Source organism: Paraburkholderia antibiotica, assembly GCF_012927125.1.
Taxonomy (GTDB): domain Bacteria; phylum Pseudomonadota; class Gammaproteobacteria; order Burkholderiales; family Burkholderiaceae; genus Paraburkholderia; species Paraburkholderia antibiotica.
In genome coordinates this window covers 13,465-32,173 of the sequence record NZ_JABBFZ010000004.1, presented here as the reverse complement: position 1 = coordinate 32,173, position 18,709 = coordinate 13,465, and the positions used below count along the sequence as shown (strand labels likewise).

Sequence of the window (18,709 nt, the reverse complement as noted above, 5' to 3'; positions counted from 1 at the left end):
AAGACAGGCTCCCGCGTTGCCGCAAGAGCCTGCCTTTGTCCTGCACCGCGAGGCAAACCGCGCCGCGTCTGCCTCGCCGCGTGCCGCTTACCAGGAATACCCGACGCCGGCGTTGATCAGCAGCTTGCTGCCGTTCGTCGCGCTCACGCCCATCTTGACGATGGTGTTCTCGGTGACGCGGGCGCTGCCGCCCACGGCCAGCGCGGTATAGCCGCCGTAGTTACCGACACCGGCGCCCAGCTGGAACGTCTTGCCCTGTTCCACCTGCGGCAGCCCGGCCAGCGCACCGGCCATCGCGATACCCGAGTAGGCGTTGCGTGCAACATTGTCGATATTCTGCTGTACGCCCTGCAACTGCGCAACGTTTGCAGCATCGGTGGGGTTCACGCCTGGCGCCACGTTGCTAATGGTCCGCTCGTTGCCGACCGAGCCCACCGACACCGTGTTGGCCTGGCTCGCGACCGAACCCGCGCCGATCGCGACCGAGTTCGTCGCCGACACCACCGCGTTCGCCCCGATCGCCGTCGCGTTGTTCGCCGTGGCCTGCGACCCCGAGCCGAGCGCCACCGCATTGGTGCCGCTCGCCTGCGAGTTGCCGCCGATCGACACCGATTCGGTGCCCGACGCGACCGCCGCACTGCCGGTCGAATTCACCGCGACGTACTTCGAGCTGACCTCTTCCGACAGCATCGCCGGTGTCATCTGGGTGACCAGCGCGCCAAACTGGCTTTCGAGCTGATACAGCTGGCTGCCGTTGATCGCGTCGGTGCTGGTCGAGCTGACCGTGCCGGCCGCGACGTTGGTCAGCGCGACGGCCGAGGTGGCGCCGGTGCCGCCGAGCGTCACGCTGGTGTGGTTCGCGTTGTCGTACTGCACCGCGTTCGACGCCACCGATGCGACCGACTGCAACTGGCTCACGTTGACCGCGTCGGTCGGGTTGGTACCCGCCGCGACGCCGGTCAGCTTGCGTGCGCCGTCGGTGCCGGTGAAGTCGACGACCGTGCCGCCGGTGCTCGCACCGACCGTAATCGCGCCATTGCCCGGCGCGCCGCCGACCTGCTGCACCAGACCCACAGTGCCGTTGGCGATGCCGGTCGACAGCATGCTGACGTTGCTGTTGGTCGTCGCGATGCTGGTCGACAGCGAGTTGACGTTGCTGTTCGTGGTCGCGATGCTCGTCGACAGCGAGCCGAGGCCCGTCGAGGTCGACGTCGACAGCGAATTCAACGTGCTGTTGGTCGTGACCAGACCGGTCGACAGCGAGCTGAGGCCCGAGACCGTCGAGGTGGACAGCGAAGTCAGTTGCCCGAAGTTCACCGCGTCGGTCGGGTTGACGCCCGCCGCGACGTTGGTCAGCGTCACCGGCGCAGTCGCGCCGGCACCGCCGAGCGTGACGCTGGTGTGCTGCGGGTTGTCGTACTGCACCGAATTGGCGAGCCCGGTCGACAGCGACGCAACATTGCTGAACGTCGTGCTGAGGCCGGTGGACAGCGAACCGATGCCGGTCGACAGCGACGTGAGGCTGGTCGAAGTCGACGTCGAGAGGCTGTCGATCGTGCTGTTCGTCGTGCTCAGGCCGGTGGACAGCGAGCTGACGCCGGTCGACAGGGAGTCGATGCCGGTGGACAGCGAACTGATGCCGGTCGAGGTCGACGTGGACAGCGAGGCCAGCCCCGTCGAGGTGGACGTCGAGAGACTGTCTACCGTGCTGTTGGTCGTGCTCAGACCGGTCGACAGCGAATTGACGCTGGTCGACAACGAGCTGGCTGTCGTCGACGTCGAGGTCGACAGTGAGGCCAGGCCGGTCGAGGTCGACGTCGAGAGGCTGTCTACCGTGCTGTTGGTCGTGCTCAGGCCGGTGGACAACGAGCTGACGCCGGTCGACAGCGAGCTCAGGCCGGTCGAGGTCGAGCTCGAGAGGCTATCTACGGTGCTGTTGGTCGTGCTCAGACCCGTGGACAGCGAGCTCAGGCCAGTCGAGGTCGACGTGGACAGGCTGGTCATCGTGCTGTTCGTCGTGCTCAGGCCGGTGGACAGCGAGACGACGCCGGTCGACAGCGAGCTGGCTGTGGTCGAGGTTGAGGTCGACAGTGAAGCCAGACCCGTCGAGGTGGACGTCGAGAGGCTGTCCACCGTGCTGTTCGTCGTGCTCAGGCCGGTCGACAACGAGCTGACACCCGTCGACAGCGAACCCACTGCCGTCGACGTGGACGTCGAGAGGCTGTCTACCGTGCTGTTGGTCGTGCTCAGGCCGGTCGACAACGAGCTGACGCCGGTCGACAGCGAACCCACCGCCGTCGACGTGGACGTCGAGAGGCTGTCTACCGTGCTGTTGGTCGTGCTCAGGCCCGTCGACAGCGAATTGACGCTGGTCGACAGCGAGCTGGCCGTCGTTGACGTCGAGGTCGACAGCGAGGCCAGACCCGTCGACGTGGACGTCGAAAGACTATCCACCGTGCTGTTCGTCGTGCTCAGACCGGTCGACAGCGAGCTGGCCGTCGTTGACGTCGAGGTCGACAGCGAAGCCAGACCGGTCGACGTAGACGTCGAAAGGCTATCTACCGTGCTGTTCGTCGTACTCAGGCCAGTCGACAACGAGCTCACACCCGTCGAGAGCGAACCCACCGCCGTCGACGTGGACGTCGAGAGGCTGTCTACCGTGCTGTTCGTCGTGCTCAGACCGGTCGACAGCGAATTGACGCTGGTCGACAGCGAGCTGGCCGTCGTTGACGTCGAGGTCGACAGCGAAGCCAGACCGGTCGACGTGGAGGTCGAGAGGCTATCCACCGTGCTGTTGGTCGTGCTCAGGCCAGTCGACAACGAGCTCACACCCGTCGAGAGCGAACCCACTGCCGTCGACGTGGACGTCGAGAGGCTGTCCACTGTGCTGTTCGTCGTGCTCAGACCGGTCGACAGCGAATTGACGCTGGTCGACAGCGAGCTGGCCGTCGTCGATGTCGAGGTCGACAGCGAAGCCAGACCGGTCGACGTGGAGGTCGAGAGGCTATCCACCGTGCTGTTGGTCGTGCTCAGGCCAGTCGACAGCGAGTTCACGCCCGTCGACAGCGAACCCACTGCCGTCGACGTGGAGGTCGAGAGGCTGTCCACTGTGCTGTTCGTCGTGCTCAGGCCGGTCGACAACGAGCTGACGCCCGTCGACAGCGAGCTGGCCGTCGTCGACGTCGAAGTCGACAGCGACGCCAGCCCCGTCGACGTGGACGTCGAGAGGCTATCCACCGTGCTGTTGGTCGTGCTCAGGCCAGTCGACAGCGAATTGACGCTGGTCGACAGCGAGCTGGCCGTCGTCGACGTCGAGGTCGACAGCGAGGCCAGACCCGTCGACGTGGAGGTCGAGAGGCTGTCCACCGTGCTGTTGGTCGTGCTCAGGCCAGTCGACAGCGAGTTCACGCCCGTCGAGAGCGAACCCACTGCCGTCGACGTGGACGTCGAGAGGCTATCCACCGTGCTGTTGGTCGTGCTCAGGCCGGTCGACAGCGAATTGACGCTGGTCGACAGCGAGCTGGCCGTCGTCGACGTCGAAGTCGACAGCGACGCCAGACCCGTCGACGTGGACGTCGAAAGACTATCCACCGTGCTGTTCGTCGTGCTCAGGCCAGTCGACAGCGAGTTCACGCCCGTCGACAGCGAACCCACTGCCGTCGACGTGGAGGTCGAGAGGCTGTCCACCGTGCTGTTGGTCGTGCTCAGGCCGGTCGACAACGAGCTGACGCCCGTCGACAGCGAGCTAGCCGTCGTCGACGTCGAAGTCGACAGCGACGCCAGACCCGTCGACGTGGACGTCGAGAGGCTATCCACCGTGCTGTTGGTCGTGCTCAGGCCGGTCGACAGCGAATTGACGCTGGTCGACAGCGAGCTGGCCGTCGTCGATGTCGAGGTCGACAGCGAAGCCAGACCGGTCGACGTGGAGGTCGAGAGGCTATCCACCGTGCTGTTGGTCGTGCTCAGGCCAGTCGACAGCGAGTTCACGCCCGTCGAGAGCGAACCCACTGCCGTCGACGTGGACGTCGAGAGGCTGTCTACCGTGCTGTTCGTCGTGCTCAGGCCAGTCGACAACGAGCTCACACCCGTCGAGAGCGAACCCACTGCCGTCGACGTGGACGTCGAGAGGCTGTCCACCGTGCTGTTGGTCGTACTCAGACCGGTCGACAGCGAGCTGACACCCGTCGACAGCGAGCTGGCCGTCGTTGACGTCGAGGTCGACAGCGACGCCAGACCGGTCGACGTAGACGTCGAAAGGCTATCTACCGTGCTGTTCGTCGTACTCAGGCCGGTCGACAGCGAATTGACGCTGGTCGACAGCGAGCTGGCCGTCGTTGACGTCGAAGTCGACAGCGACGCCAGACCGGTCGACGTGGACGTCGAAAGACTATCCACCGTGCTGTTGGTCGTGCTCAGGCCAGTCGACAGCGAGTTCACGCCCGTCGACAGCGAACCCACTGCCGTCGACGTGGAGGTCGAGAGGCTGTCCACCGTGCTGTTCGTCGTGCTCAGGCCGGTCGACAACGAGCTGACTCCCGTCGACAGCGAGCTGGCCGTCGTCGACGTCGAAGTCGACAGCGACACCAGCCCCGTCGACGTGGAGGTCGAGAGGCTATCCACCGTGCTGTTCGTCGTGCTCAGGCCGGTCGACAACGAGCTGACTCCCGTCGACAGCGAGCTGGCCGTCGTCGAGGTCGAGGTCGACAGCGAAGCGAGACCCGTCGACGTGGACGTCGAAAGGCTATCCACTGTGCTGTTCGTCGTGCTCAAACCAGTCGACAGCGAGCTCACGCCCGTCGACAGCGAGCTGGCCGTCGTCGAGGTCGAAGTCGACAGCGACGCCAGACCCGTCGACGTGGACGTCGAAAGGCTATCCACCGTGCTGTTCGTCGTGCTCAGGCCGGTCGACAACGAGCTGACGCCCGTCGACAGCGAGCTGGCCGTCGTCGATGTCGAGGTCGACAGCGAAGCCAGACCGGTCGACGTGGAGGTCGAGAGGCTATCCACCGTGCTATTCGTCGTGCTCAGGCCAGTCGACAACGAGCTCACACCCGTCGAGAGCGAACCCACTGCCGTCGACGTGGACGTCGAGAGGCTGTCTACCGTGCTGTTCGTCGTGCTCAGGCCGGTCGACAGCGAATTGACGCTGGTCGACAGCGAGCTGGCCGTCGTCGACGTCGAAGTCGACAGCGAGGCCAGACCCGTCGACGTGGACGTCGAAAGACTATCCACCGTGCTGTTCGTCGTGCTCAGGCCGGTCGACAGCGAGCTGACGCCCGTCGACAGCGAGCTGGCCGTCGTCGACGTCGAAGTCGACAGCGAGGCCAGACCCGTCGACGTGGACGTCGAAAGACTATCCACCGTGCTGTTCGTCGTGCTCAGACCGGTCGACAGCGAGCTGACACCCGTCGACAGCGAGCTGGCCGTCGTCGACGTCGAAGTCGACAGCGAGGCGAGACCCGTCGACGTGGACGTCGAAAGGCTATCCACTGTGCTGTTCGTCGTGCTCAAACCAGTCGACAACGAGCCCACACCCGTCGACAGCGAGCTGGCCGTCGTCGATGTCGAAGTCGACAGCGAAGCCAGACCGGTCGACGTGGACGTCGAAAGGCTATCCACCGTGCTGTTCGTCGTGCTCAAACCAGTCGACAACGAGCCCACACCCGTCGACAGCGAGCTGGCCGTCGTCGAGGTCGAAGTCGACAGCGACGCCAGACCCGTCGACGTGGACGTCGAAAGGCTATCCACTGTGCTGTTCGTCGTGCTCAAACCAGTCGACAACGAGCTCACACCCGTCGACAGCGAGCTGGCCGTCGTCGACGTCGAAGTCGACAGCGAAGCCAGACCCGTCGACGTGGACGTCGAAAGGCTATCCACCGTGCTGTTCGTCGTGCTCAAACCAGTCGACAACGAGCCCACACCCGTCGAGAGCGAGCTGGCCGTCGTCGAGGTCGAGGTCGACAGCGACACCAGACCCGTCGACGTGGACGTCGAAAGGCTATCCACCGTGCTGTTCGTCGTGCTCAAACCAGTCGACAACGAGCCCACACCCGTCGACAGCGAGCTGGCCGTCGTCGATGTCGAGGTCGACAGCGAAGCCAGACCCGTCGACGTGGACGTCGAAAGGCTATCCACCGTGCTGTTGGTCGTGCTCAAGCTCGTCGACAGCGAACTGATGCTGGTCGACGTTGAAGTGGAGATCGAACCCACGCCCGTCGAGTAGGACGACGACAGCGACGTCAGCTGACTGACGTTCACCGCATCCGTCGGGTTCACGCCCGGCGCGACGTTCGTGAGCGTCACCGGCGTGGTCGCACCGACGCCGCCCAGCGTGACGCTGGTGTGCTGCGGATTGTCGTATTGCACGGAGTTGGCGATGCCCGTCGACGCCGAACTGGACAGGCTGCTCACCGTGTTGTTCGTCGTGCTCAATCCGGTCGACAGGGAACCCACGCTGGTCGACAACGAACCGAGGCCAGTCGACAGCGAACCCACCGCCGTCGACGTCGAGCTCGACAGGCTGTTCACCGTGCTATTCGTCGTGCTCAAACCAGTCGACAACGAGCCCACACCCGTCGACAGCGAACCCACCGCCGTCGACGTCGAGCTCGACAGGCTGCCCACCGTGCTATTCGTCGTGCTCAAACCAGTCGACAGCGAACTCACGCCCGTCGACAGCGAGCTGGCCGTCGTCGACGTCGAGCTCGACAGCGAAGCCAGGCCCGTCGACGTGGACGTCGAAAGGCTGTTCACGTTGCTATTCGTCGTGCTCAAACCAGTCGACAGCGAACTCACGCCCGTCGACAACGAACCCACCGCCGTCGACGTCGAGCTCGACAGGCTGCTCACATTGCTATTCGTCGTGCTCAATCCGGTCGACAACGAGCTCACGCCCGTCGACAGCGAGCTGGCCGTCGTCGACGTCGAGCTCGACAGCGAAGCCAGGCCCGTCGACGTCGACGTCGAAAGGCTGTTCACATTGCTGTTGGTCGTGCTCAAACCAGTCGACAACGAGTTCACACCCGTCGACAACGAACCCACCGCCGTCGACGTCGAGCTCGACAGGCTGCTCACATTGCTATTCGTCGTGCTCAATCCGGTCGACAACGAGCTCACGCCCGTCGACAGCGAGCTGGCCGTCGTCGACGTCGAGCTCGACAGCGAAGCCAGGCCCGTCGACGTGGACGTCGAAAGACTGTTCACGTTGCTATTCGTCGTGCTCAAACCGGTCGACAGCGAGCTCACACCCGTCGACAGACTGCCCACTGTGCTATTCGTCGTGCTCAGACCCGTCGACAACGAGTTCACCCCCGTCGACAACGAACCCTCCGCTGTCGACGTCGAGCTCGACAGGCTGCTCACCTTGCTATTCGTCGTGCTCAAACCGGTCGACAACGAGCTCACACCCGTCGACAACGAACCCACTGCCGTCGACGTCGAGCTCGACAGGCTGCTCACCGTGCTATTCGTCGTGCTCAAACCAGTCGACAACGAGCTCACGCCCGTCGACAGCGATCCCACTGCCGTCGACGTCGAGCTCGACAGGCTGCTCACCGTGCTATTCGTCGTGCTCAATCCGGTCGACAGCGAGCTCACACCGGTCGACAACGAACCCACCGCCGTCGACGTCGAGCTCGACAGGCTGCTCACCGTGCTATTCGTCGTGCTCAATCCGGTCGACAGCGAGCTCACACCGGTCGACAACGAACCCACCGCCGTCGACGTCGAGCTCGACAGACTCGCGATACTCGAGCCGACCGTACTCGCAACCGTATACAACTGGCTGCCATTGATCGCATCGGTACTGGAAGCGCTGATCTGTCCGGCTGCGACGTTCTGGATCCGACGCTCGGCGCCGGGCTTGCCGACGCTCACCACACCGGCCGACGAGCTCGTGCCTGCAAACGTGCCGTACGTCGTCGTGCCGATCGTCGCGTTGCTGACCGTTCCCGTACCGCCGGTCACCGCCGACAGCGTCGACGTCGTCGTCGCGTTCTGGCCCAGGGCAACCGATCCGGCAACACTCGCATTGGCCGCATCGCCCATGGCAACACCGTAGGCGGCCGTCGTCGCTGCCCCACGGCCAATCGCGATACCCGAGGTTGCCGCGCTTGCCACGGAAGACTGTCCACCGATTGCAATCGCGTCGGACGCAGCCGCGGCAGCGCCAACCGTCGTGTTGCCGCCGATTGCCGTGGCGCCCGCACCCGACGCAATCGGGCCGACATAAGTCCCCGACTGCCCCCCCGTCCCGATGGCTGTGGAATCGACCCCGGACGCCGTCGCGAAATTGCCGATAGAAGTCGCTGCCGCATTGGACGCAGTCGCGGCATTCCCGAAGGCCACCGAGTTAGCCCCCGATGCCGACGAGAAGTTGCCGAACGCGCTCGCATAGTTCGCTACCGCACGCGACGTATTGCCGAACGCGGACGCATCCTGGCCATTGGCCTTCGCACCAAAACCCACGGCGGTCGCTGAGAAGGCAGTTCCACCCTGCGCCGACGCGCCTTCCCCGACAGCGACGTCCCCGGCTGCGCTTGCCGCCGCGCCGGTGCCCACCGCAATGGAGTTATCACCGCTTGCAGTCGCGCCCGCGCCCGCGCCAATTGCAATCGCATTGCTGCCGCTCGTGCCCGCCAGCGTCGCCGTACTGCCGATGCGCATCGCGCCCGTCGACGAGCCGCCGCCCAGACCGAGATTGCCGCTGTTCACATACAACTCGCCGCCAAGCGACAGCGAGTTCGACCCGACACCGCTCGACGGTCCGTAAAAGAGCGCCCGGTTGGTTTGGGTTGCCTTGTCGGTGCTGACGCACATCGTCGAGGCCGCTCCGCCGAGGTTCGTGACCGTCGGCACCGGTGTCGCAGCGCCCAGGCCGCCGAGCGACATCGAGTTCGCTCCGAGCGGCGTCGGATTGCTGCCGCCGTAGTTGCCCATCACCGATACACCAGCGGCGTCGAAAGTCCAGGTACAGGCGGCGTCGGTGCCGTCATTGATGAAAATCCCGTAGCCCGCATAGGCAGGCGACGCATACCCGCCCACTGCCGCAAGCGCGACAAGCGCACTCATGACACGAAGACGCAGGCCGACGCTCGGTCCGGCGCGCTCGCCCTTCGCGGCGACTGCCGAACGATTGGGCTTGCCGCGCGCGGAGTCGAGCTCGGATGCGGCAACCCACGCGCCGAGCGCTTCGTTCCAGATGGAGCGGTATGTCTTATTCATCACACATCTCTATTAAAGTGCGCGCTTAATCGATCCGAAGGTCTCTTTCAGAATAATTCCCGATCCATCATATGAACCGGAATCGAACGCGCTTGATCGGATGAACGAATTCTATGGTCGGTAGTTTTTTCAAACTGCCAAACAATGCAAATTTGAGATAACTAATTTGTCAAATATCGTCAAATTCTCAATGCGATAAGTCATTGAAAAATATAATGTTTTTCCTATTGAAACCGACATTTAATGAAATTTAACGATTTTCGGTCGGTAATTTGAAGTTTCGCTTAACTATTCACGCCTTTTTGCCGGCTTTCAAATTCATTAGACCAACCAAAAAAAATACCCCCGCCGGTCATCTCGCCACTCGGTTGCCAATAAAATTTTCGAGTCCCCGCTCTAAAAAACTGGACGCCTGTTTGAATAAGGTGATTGAAACGGAACGCCAAGGTCGTGAGCGCGCATTTCATCGCGTTTAATTAGGAATTCCCCTAGAAAGAAAACGGCTAAAGCGCGAAAATGCGCGCCGCGCAGGCGAACCGATTTGATGGTCAGCACATCGTCATCGCGGCAGACACCGCACTCACGCGTGCCGGCACGCGGCACACGTCATCGGCTTGGGATCGGGTAGGCTTGCCTGGATTCTTATGAATAGCCCGCGATAAGAAACCCCTGAGCGCAGACCCATTGCGCGCAAGATCCAGGATGGTCTGCCGGTGCCCTCCAGGAGGCTGCTCCTCCGGCAATCCGCGTACCGGGCGAGCTTCTCGCCAACGCGATCGCGCGAAAATAGTTGCAGGAGCGCGGCGATTCGCCGTGGTATCCCGGCGTCGCGCGTCTATACCGGCAGCCGCAGCCCGACGACTGAACGCCGATCATCGACAGGATAGCTAACGATCTTGCTGGATGGCTGCGCCGCCGCAGCGCGACTCGACCCGACCCGACGCGCCCCATGCACGCGCGACTAAGGCAGCAGCCCGAGCAGATCGGCGCGCACCTGCGCCAGCACCGGCGACCAGTCCTCGTACTGCTGTTGCCGGTAAAGCGTCAACGACGGATACCATGCACTGTCGCGACGCGCCAGCATCCATGCCCAGTGCGGATTGATGTCGAGCAGCAACCACGTGCGCACGCCAAGCGCACCGCATAGATGCGCGAGCGATGTGCAGACCGTAATCACGACATCGAGATTGCCGATCAGCGCGGCCGTGTCGTCGAACGAGTGGAGTTCCCCAGTGTAATCCGTCAACGACAGACCGGCCGAGGCCATCTCGCGGACCTCGGCCACACCATCGATTTGCAGGCTGTAGAACGCGACCTCCGGCAGGTCGGCAAAGGTCTGCGCATATGACGCGGGCGGCACCGAGCGCAGCGGATTGCGCTGATGCGTGCGACTGCCGCTCCACACGAGCCCGACCTTGAGTCGTCGGTCCCTCGACAGGCGGTTGCGCCACGTCGCCAGCTTCGCCGGATCGGGTTCGAGGTAGCGCCGCGGCGCCGGCAACGTGTCGAGCGTGCAGCCCAGCGCCAACGGCAGACTGCCCACCGACAGATGAAAATCGAACCGCGGCCACGGCTGCATGTCCTCGGGCAGCACCCGCACGCCATACGGTGTAAGCATGCGCTCGAACAACGCCAGCAGCGGCGCAAAACAGCAGTACGTCAAATCGCCGCCCTCGCTGCGCACTCGCGCGGCGATCTGCTGCACGAAGCGCACGTACTGGATCGCATCGCCGAAGCCCTGCTCGCCCCACACAAGCAGCGTCTTGCCGGCCAGATTCTCGCCGCGCCATTTTCTGTCGTCGCCGGGTTGCGACGCTCGCTCCAACTCAGGCGAACCGGCCCAGCGCGCCTCGTGATTCAACCAGCCATGGGGATAGTCGCCGAACAGCAATTGCAGCATCGCGATCGACCATTGCACCTTGGCATCGTTGGGCGCCATCTGCGCGGCCCGCGTGACGACTTGCAACGCTTCGTCGTGGCGCTGCAGCTCCTTCAGCGTATTGCTCAGCGCAAGCAGCGCCGACCCAGAACCCGGCGACAGCGTGCAGGCCCTTTGCGCGGCGAGCAGCGCGTTCTCCGGTTGCCGTCGCCGCAACCACGCGGTCGCCGCATTGATCCACGGCAACGCGGAGTTCGGCTCGCGACGAATCGCGTCCTCACAAAAGCGCAGCGCGGCTTTGTGATCGCCGAGCGAAATATGCAACGCGGACAGATTGTTGCTCAGCATCGGATAATCCGGGTCGAGCGCACGGACGCGTTGATAGGCGTCCAGCGCGGCCGTCAACGCACCGCGTTGCTGACTGATCAGTGCGAGCAGAAACCAGGCTTGCGGCGAGGCCGGCTCCCGCTCGCACCAGCCGCTCGCGACTTCGGCAGCATAGTCGGCGCGTCCGAGTCGCGTCAGCAGTTCGCACCACTCCTCGAACCAGCCGGTTTCGTCGGGCGCGTGGCGATGGGCCTGCTCGTACCATGCAAGGGCCTGCTCGAACCGGCCGTCGCGACGCGCGAGGCGGGCCAGCTCGACCAGCGTCGGCGCGAACTCCGGAGCGATCGCAACGGCGCATTCGAGTGCCGCGGCCGCCTCCGGATAACGGCCCAGCACGCGCAGCACGATGGCATGCGCGGTCAACGCGCCGGCATCGGCGGGCTGACGTTTCATCCAGTCGGCAATCTCGTGGGACGCGGCGATCAGATCGCCTCGCGCGAGGCGACGCTGGAGGCGCGAGAACGGTGTATCGGATGCTGTCATCGCAGGCAGGAAAGAGGTTGGACGAGGCTATGGCCCGTGCGCCGGTGGCGGCAGCGTAAAGGCGTCGGCCCGAATCACAGCATTCTGCACGATGCCGCCGGTCTGCTATGGGACTGTTGCGGGTCTGTCCGGTCGGCCGTCGCCTTGTCGCCTCCCATTCGACGCTTCGAGCACTCGCGCCACAGTTGCGCAAACCGCTAACGATGTGGTCTACGGCCTGCGCTTACGGCATAGTGATTTGCGTCCGGCTCGAAGCGGCGTCTGGCCACTGACGCGGCGTATGACCCGTGAGACGCCACTGCCCGTCACCTTCGAGTTAAAAGCCGAGCATCTCGAAGCGCGTACGGCCGTGGGCCAGCGGAGGCCCCGCCGTCGAGCCGATTCCAGCCCGGAATTCTCGCGCAGGTCGGCATAGGCGTCGCGATCGACGGCTTCGACTCGCTAGCGATGGCCTCCGTTGCGCCGCCCATCATCAAGGCCGAGGCATCGGCCACGCCGAACTCGGCACCGGCCAGTTCGGCATGCCGATCGTCGCGCTCGCGCGAGCGCCACGCGAATGGCTCTGGTCGAGCAGAGACCTCAAGTCGCACACCCGACGTCCGCATCACGCACGTCAGGCATGCCCGGTCACGAATTTTTTCGTCGCGTGATAGCCGTGCCGGGTCGCGTCGGCCACCGCGTGCCCCGCCGATTTCACGCCATGACCGACCGCGTGCGTGGCATCGCGCACCGCATGGCCGGTGTTCCGACCGGCGGTCTTCACGTCGTTCTTGAAGGTATGGGCGCCGCTCGCCACGCTCGCGTGAGCGAGCGGACTCAGTGCGGTCAGTACAAGCAGCACGAGCGAAACGCGCGTCCTTTTTATCATGTTGATTCTCCCTGGATCAGCGATGCCGTTCCCGTCACGCTCACGGTTCGTGGGACGGCCTGCGCGAAGAAGGCTTCGGGGCTCCATGCACCGTTAGCGGAATGGCAAAGCCGAAGACGGGAACGATAAGGGCGGATGAATAGGCGGCGACCGGAATCGCCGCGCGTCGATGAGGCTGAAGCGGGCTCAATCTGGCTCAATCCCGCTCAAGCACAAAGCTCCGCCACGACGCGCACGTCGAACGCACCAGGCAGGCCCGCGATGGCCCGCGCGATTTATCGACGCCAGCCGCGTCCGTAACCGCCACCGAAGCCGACTCCGACATCGACGACCGGCGCCGCGTAATACGTCGGCGCATAACCGTAGGCCGGCGCGGGCGCATAGCCATACGGCGGCGCGACGATACATCCGGACAGACTGGCCGCAAGAGCGGCGACACACAAAATTTTGATCATGCTTTTTCTCCGTGTGTCGATTGTAGAAGGCGGCCATATTCCGATCCGCAACGAAGTGTGTCCGAAAGTAACTGGTCGGGGGCGGCGCGTGGGCAGTTCCGCCGATCCCGCGCATCCCGCTGGTTCGCCCCGCCTGCGCCGTCGGCGCGCGCCGCGCTTTCCTCGCCGTGCTCTCCCCGCCCTGCACTCCGCTCAATGCACTACCATGAGTGCGTCGACTCGCGGCTCATGAGGTTCGTGCAGCTCATCCGGTTCGTATAACGCCCAGTTCACGCAACGCCAAGCCATCCCCAACCACGCCGCCCGAAATTTTTTTCGATACCCTGTCCATCGACACGCGGCCCGCGCGTCATTGAAGTGGCGGACCGATATCGTTCACCGCCTCACCCCATGACGGAGGCTCACATGCAATACCTGTTGATGATCTATTCGGAAGAAACCCGCTGGAACCAGATGACCGACAGCGAGCGGCAACAAGGCGTCGCCGCGTATCACGCGTACACCGAGGCGTTGCAGAAAGCGGGCGCGCTGGTCGGTGCCAACCGGCTGCAGCATAGCGGCACCGCGACCACGGTGCGACTCGTCGACGGCAAGCCGCAGGTGCTCGACGGACCGTTTTCCGACTCGAAGGAGCAGCTTGCCGGCTACTACCTGATCGAGGTGCCCAACCTCGACGCGGCGATCGCGTGGGCATCTCGTTGTCCTGGAGCGGCGCACGGCCAGATGGAAGTCCGCCCGGTATGGAGCGCGCCCTACGAAGCGCGTTCCGCCGGATAAGCCGCCTAGCCGCATAGCCAGATAGCCGGCCAAGCCCGATGACGCAGCCCGCCGCCGCGCCCGACGCCGATCGCGCCAACACCGACGCCAACGCCGCCGACCGCGCCGCACATGCCGTCACGGAGGCGGTCGCGCGCCGCAGCTACGGCAAGCTCGTCGCGCTGCTGGCGATGCGCACGCGCGACGTCGCCGCGGCCGAAGACGCGCTCGCCGATGCGTTCGCGACCGCGCTGGCCGACTGGCCGGCGCGCGGCTGCCCCGCGAACCCGGAAGCGTGGCTGCTGACGGTGGCGCGCCGCCGTGCGATCGACGGCGCGCGTCATCGGCAAACCGGCGACGAGGTCGCGAACCAGCTCGCGATTCTCGTCGATGAAATCGACGAACACGACGCCGGCGCGCTGCCCGATCAGCGGCTTGCGCTGCTGTTCGCCTGCACGCACCCGGCGCTCGAACCCGCGATCCGCACGCCGCTGATGCTGCAGGTCGTGCTCGGACTCGACGCGAAGACGATCGCGTCGGCGTTCCGGATGTCGCCCGCCGCGATCGGCAAGCGCCTCGTGCGCGCCAAGCACAAGATCCGCGCGGCGGCCATTCCGTTCAGCGTGCCCGAGCGCGAAGCGTGGCCCGAGCGGCTCGCCGCCGTGCTCGAAGCGGTCTATGCGGCGTATGCGGAAGGTTGGACCGATCCGCTCGGCGACGATGTCGAGCGACGCGATCTGACCGGCGAAGCGCTGTTTCTCGCGCAACTGCTGACCGAGCTGCTGCCTGACGAACCGGAGACGCTGGGCCTGCTCGCGCTGATGCTGTATGCGCACGCGCGCCGCGCGGCCCGCCGCGATGCGGCCGGCGACTACGTGCCGCTGTCGGCGCAGAACCCGGCGAGTTGGGATCTGCCGATGATCGATGCCGCCGACGCGCTGCTGCGGCGCGCGAGCGCGTTCAACGCGATCGGTCGCTTCCAGCTGGAGGCCGCGCTGCAGTCGGCGCATGTGCATCGCTGCCGCACGCGTCGCGTGAACTGGGACGAGATCGTGCAGCTCTACGATGCGCTGTTCGCGCTCGCGGCGTCGCCGGTGGTCGCGATGAACCGCGCGCTCGCGCTGGCCGAACGCGACGGCCCACGCGCGGCGCTCGATGCGCTCGCGCCGTATGCGGACGATCCGCGCCTCGCCGACTATCAGCCGTACTGGGCCGCGCGCGCCGATCTGCTCGCACGCGCGGGCGCCACGGCCGAGGCGCTCGACGCATACGATCTCGCGATCGGCCTCGAACGCGATCCGGCCGCGCGGCGGTTCCTGCAGCGTCGGCGGATGGAGGTGGCGGCACAGAAATAGCGCGGGGATCGCACGATGCTGCGCGGCGGTCGCGGCCTTGGTAATCTTGTGCGCCATAGACTCTGCGCTGACTTCCTTCACCGAAAAACCGAGAACGCTTCGCTCATGAAAAGCCTCCCCAAAGTCCGGATCGCGCTCGTCGGAGCCGGCGCATTCGGCCTCAAGCATCTGGATGGACTGCGCCAGATCGACCGTGCCGAAGTCACGTCGCTGGTGAGTCACGACCTGGACGAAGCCCGCGCCATCGCGCAACGCTACGGCATCCGCCACGCGAGCGACGATCTGAACGACGCGCTGGGCCGCGACGACGTCGATGCGGTGATCCTCTGCACACCCACACCGATTCACGCCAACCAGGCATTGGCCTGTCTGAGAGCCGGCAAGCACGTGCAGGTGGAAATCCCGCTGGCCGATTCGCTGCGGGATGCGCGGGAGGTCGCGAGCCTGCAACGCGACAGTGGCCTCGTCGCGATGTGCGGACACACGCGCCGCTTCAATCCGAGCCATCAATGGGTGCGCCAACGCATCGCGCGCGGCGAATTTCAGTTGCAGCAGATGGACGTGCAAACCTACTTCCTGCGTCGTAGCAACATCAATGCGCTCGGCCAGCCGCGCAGCTGGACCGATCACCTGCTCTGGCATCACGCCGCGCACACGGTCGATCTGTTCGCGTATCAATGCGCGAGCCCGATCGTGAAGGCCAACGCGATCGCCGGGCCGATCCATCCGACGCTCGGCATCGCGATGGATATGTCGATCCAGCTGAAGGCCGCGAACGGCGCGATCTGCACGCTGAGTCTGTCGTTCAATAACGATGGGCCGCTCGGCACGTTCTTCCGCTACATCGGCGACAGCGGCACCTACGTCGCGCGTTACGACGATCTGTTCGACGGCCGCGATGCAGCGATCGACGTGTCGAAGGTGGACGTGTCGATGAACGGCATCGAGTTGCAGGACCGCGAGTTCGTCGCCGCCATCCTCGAAGGGCGCGAGCCTAACGCGAGCGTCGCCCAGGTGTTGCCCTGCTATGAGGTGCTGCATGCGCTGGAGGCGCAGTTGCGCGAGTGAGGGGCGCGGCGTGCGTCGCGCGGTATGCGGCGGATCGCCAGACCGCATGGCCGCCGGATTGCCGGATCGCCTGATTAGCAGGCCATCTCTCACGGCCGGGCGACGCAGCCTGCATCCGATCTGACGGGGTTGCGATTCCTTTCCGGGGGAATCGAATCTGTTTATCGGGTCGACCGCGACCCACGTCACCGGGAACCCCGCTTCGCGCCTCGCGATACGCTCGCGAGCCTTGCGCGACGCGGCTCCAGCAGCCTGCATCGGCAGCGCCCAAGCGCACGCGCGGCCCTCCTTTCCCCGCGAGAAAAATTACGTATGTGGTTAACCCGCTCTTTCAAGCCGTGCCGCGCGTGCTTATCGTGCGGGGTGCGCGCGGCTGGCTGCGCAGTTCGTACACAGAACGGCACCTGACGCGCCGCGGCGGCGACCAGCGAGTCCCATCGGCATACCGGGAGCGGTACCGAAGAAAAGCGAACCGCAGCCTGCGCGCCGCCGGAGCAACCGCAAGCGGGCGCGCCGCCATGGCCATCATCGAGAGGCCTCCGTAGAGAGGACGACAAGTACAGAGGGGACAACAGATGTTCGGATGCGAGATGACTAGCGAGCCGTTCACCGCCCGAGCCGGCCACACGCCGGTCTGCGGTCGCGCATGCGGAGCGGGTCACGAGCGGCGCCTCGCCGGCCAGCCGCGCGTGCGGCCCGAGCGGATCGCCCGCCCCTGACCTATCGACAGCGCGACGACTCCCACGATGGCCCCGTCCGACCCTCACGCGCTCGCCGCGAGAACAGCCGACACGATCTATCACCGCGCGTGGACTGGACATAGCCCGGCTCGTCGCGCGTGCGCAGCAACCTATCGACCCGCCGTGCCCCCGGCTTCGGGTTCACGCATCGAATCGCGCACCAGAAACCGCACCATTACGCCGGCCCCCACCGACACCACGCGAGAACAATGAACCCCGGGGTCCGATTTTCAATCGTTGTGACGTGATATTTATTAGCCAGGAGACCTGATGGAAATCAACAAGCGCACTTTGCTGAAGGCCGCGGCCGCACTGATGCTGGCGGGTTCGAGCGTGCTCGCCCATGCGGACGATGTCGTCAAGATCGGCCTGATCGTACCGATGAGCGGTCCGTTCGCGTCCACCGGCCGGCAGATCGACGCGGCGGTCAAGCTGTATATGGCTCAGCATGGCGACACCGTCGCCGGCAAGAAAATCCAGATCATTCTGAAGGACGACACCAACGTCCCGGACACCACCAAGCGTCTCGCGCAGGAGCTGATCGTCAAGGATCACGTCGCCGTGCTGGCCGGCTTCGGCCTGACGCCGCTCGCGCTCGCCGCCGCGCCGCTCGCGACCCAGGCCAAGGTGCCGATGATCGTGATGGCCGCGGCCACCGCGATGATCACCGAGCAGTCGCCGTATATCGTGCGCACCGGCTTCACGCTGCCGCAAAACACGCTGGGCATCGCCCGCTGGGCACCGAAGAACGGCATCAAGAAGGTCGTGACGCTGGTCGCCGACTACGGTCCCGGCATCGACGCGCAGAACTCGTTCAAGAAAGTGTTCGAATCCGAAGGCGGCAACGTCGTCGAGCAACTGCGCGTGCCGGTCGCCAATCCCGATTTCTCGCCGTTCCTGCAAAAGGTCGCCGACCTGAAGCCGGACGCGCTGTTCATCTTCGTGCCGTCGGGCGCGGGCGCCGTGTTCATGAAGCAGTTCGCCGAGCGCGGCCTCGCCAAACAGGGCATCAAGCTGATCGGCACCGGCGACGTGGTCGACGATGACATCCTCAACAGCATGGGCGACGTCGCGCTCGGCACGGTGACGTCGATGCACTACACGGCCGCGCTCGACAACCCCGAGAACCGCGCATACGTATCGGCGTTCGAGAAAGCCAACCCGAACCTGCGCCCGAACTTCCATAGCGTCGGCGGCTATGACGGCATGCAGGTGATCTACGCGGCGCTGCAGGCCACCAAGGGCGACACCAACGGCGACAAACTGCTCGCCGCGATGAAGGGCCAGAAATGGAACAGCCCGCGCGGCCCGGTGCAACTCGATCCGCAGACGCGCGAAATGATCCAGAACGTCTACATCACCCGCACGGAACGCGTGAACGGCCAGCTGTTCAACGTGCCGTTCGACAAGATCGAGGCCGTCAAGGATCCGGCCAAGATCAAGTAAGCGGCGCGTCAGGACGTCAACCAGGCTGCCAATCAGGACGCAAATCAGGA

General features: G+C 64.9%; 8 protein-coding genes and 2 pseudogenes. 4 read left to right on the top strand and 6 right to left on the bottom strand.

Annotated features, from left to right (window positions below; translation table 11 throughout):
* Positions 1 to 87: 87 nt before the first annotated feature.
* From HHL14_RS34100 to HHL14_RS09215, 6 genes and pseudogenes are all read right to left on the bottom strand, one after another.
* Entirely contained in the window at positions 88 to 1,758 is a 1,671-nt protein-coding gene (locus HHL14_RS34100; RefSeq protein WP_456238713.1) for a YadA family autotransporter adhesin, read from the bottom strand.
* 978 nt (positions 1,759 to 2,736) lie between these two features.
* Positions 2,737 to 8,046: pseudogene (locus HHL14_RS34095) on the bottom strand (beta strand repeat-containing protein); the annotation flags it as partial.
* A 474-nt stretch (positions 8,047 to 8,520) separates the two neighbouring features.
* Positions 8,521 to 9,222: pseudogene (locus tag HHL14_RS34090) on the bottom strand (ESPR domain-containing protein); the annotation flags it as partial.
* Between the two features lie 961 nt (positions 9,223 to 10,183).
* Positions 10,184 to 11,971 (bottom strand): tetratricopeptide repeat protein, encoded by a 1,788-nt coding sequence (locus HHL14_RS09225; protein WP_169497298.1) that lies wholly within the window; start codon positions 11,969 to 11,971, stop codon positions 10,184 to 10,186.
* Between the two features lie 613 nt (positions 11,972 to 12,584).
* Positions 12,585 to 12,839 (bottom strand): hypothetical protein, encoded by a 255-nt coding sequence (locus tag HHL14_RS09220; RefSeq protein ID WP_206002263.1) that lies wholly within the window; start codon positions 12,837 to 12,839, stop codon positions 12,585 to 12,587.
* A 275-nt stretch (positions 12,840 to 13,114) separates the two neighbouring features.
* Entirely contained in the window at positions 13,115 to 13,294 is a 180-nt protein-coding gene (locus HHL14_RS09215; protein WP_169497297.1) for a hypothetical protein, read from the bottom strand.
* A 405-nt stretch (positions 13,295 to 13,699) separates the two neighbouring features.
* On the opposite strand from HHL14_RS09215, the gene HHL14_RS09210 reads away from it, so the two are divergent.
* From HHL14_RS09210 to HHL14_RS09195, 4 genes are all read left to right on the top strand, one after another.
* Positions 13,700 to 14,071, top strand: a complete 372-nt coding sequence (locus HHL14_RS09210) for a YciI family protein (RefSeq protein ID WP_169497296.1) — start codon at positions 13,700 to 13,702, stop codon at positions 14,069 to 14,071.
* A 38-nt stretch (positions 14,072 to 14,109) separates the two neighbouring features.
* A complete protein-coding gene (locus HHL14_RS09205) occupies positions 14,110 to 15,405 on the top strand; it encodes an RNA polymerase sigma factor (RefSeq protein WP_169497295.1) in 1,296 nt (431 codons plus the stop codon).
* A 105-nt stretch (positions 15,406 to 15,510) separates the two neighbouring features.
* On the top strand, positions 15,511 to 16,473 hold the full coding sequence (locus HHL14_RS09200) for a Gfo/Idh/MocA family oxidoreductase (RefSeq protein WP_169497294.1): 963 nt from the start codon (positions 15,511 to 15,513) through the stop codon (positions 16,471 to 16,473).
* Between the two features lie 1,010 nt (positions 16,474 to 17,483).
* Entirely contained in the window at positions 17,484 to 18,659 is a 1,176-nt protein-coding gene (locus HHL14_RS09195) for an ABC transporter substrate-binding protein (RefSeq protein ID WP_169497293.1), read from the top strand.
* Positions 18,660 to 18,709 lie beyond the last annotated feature (50 nt).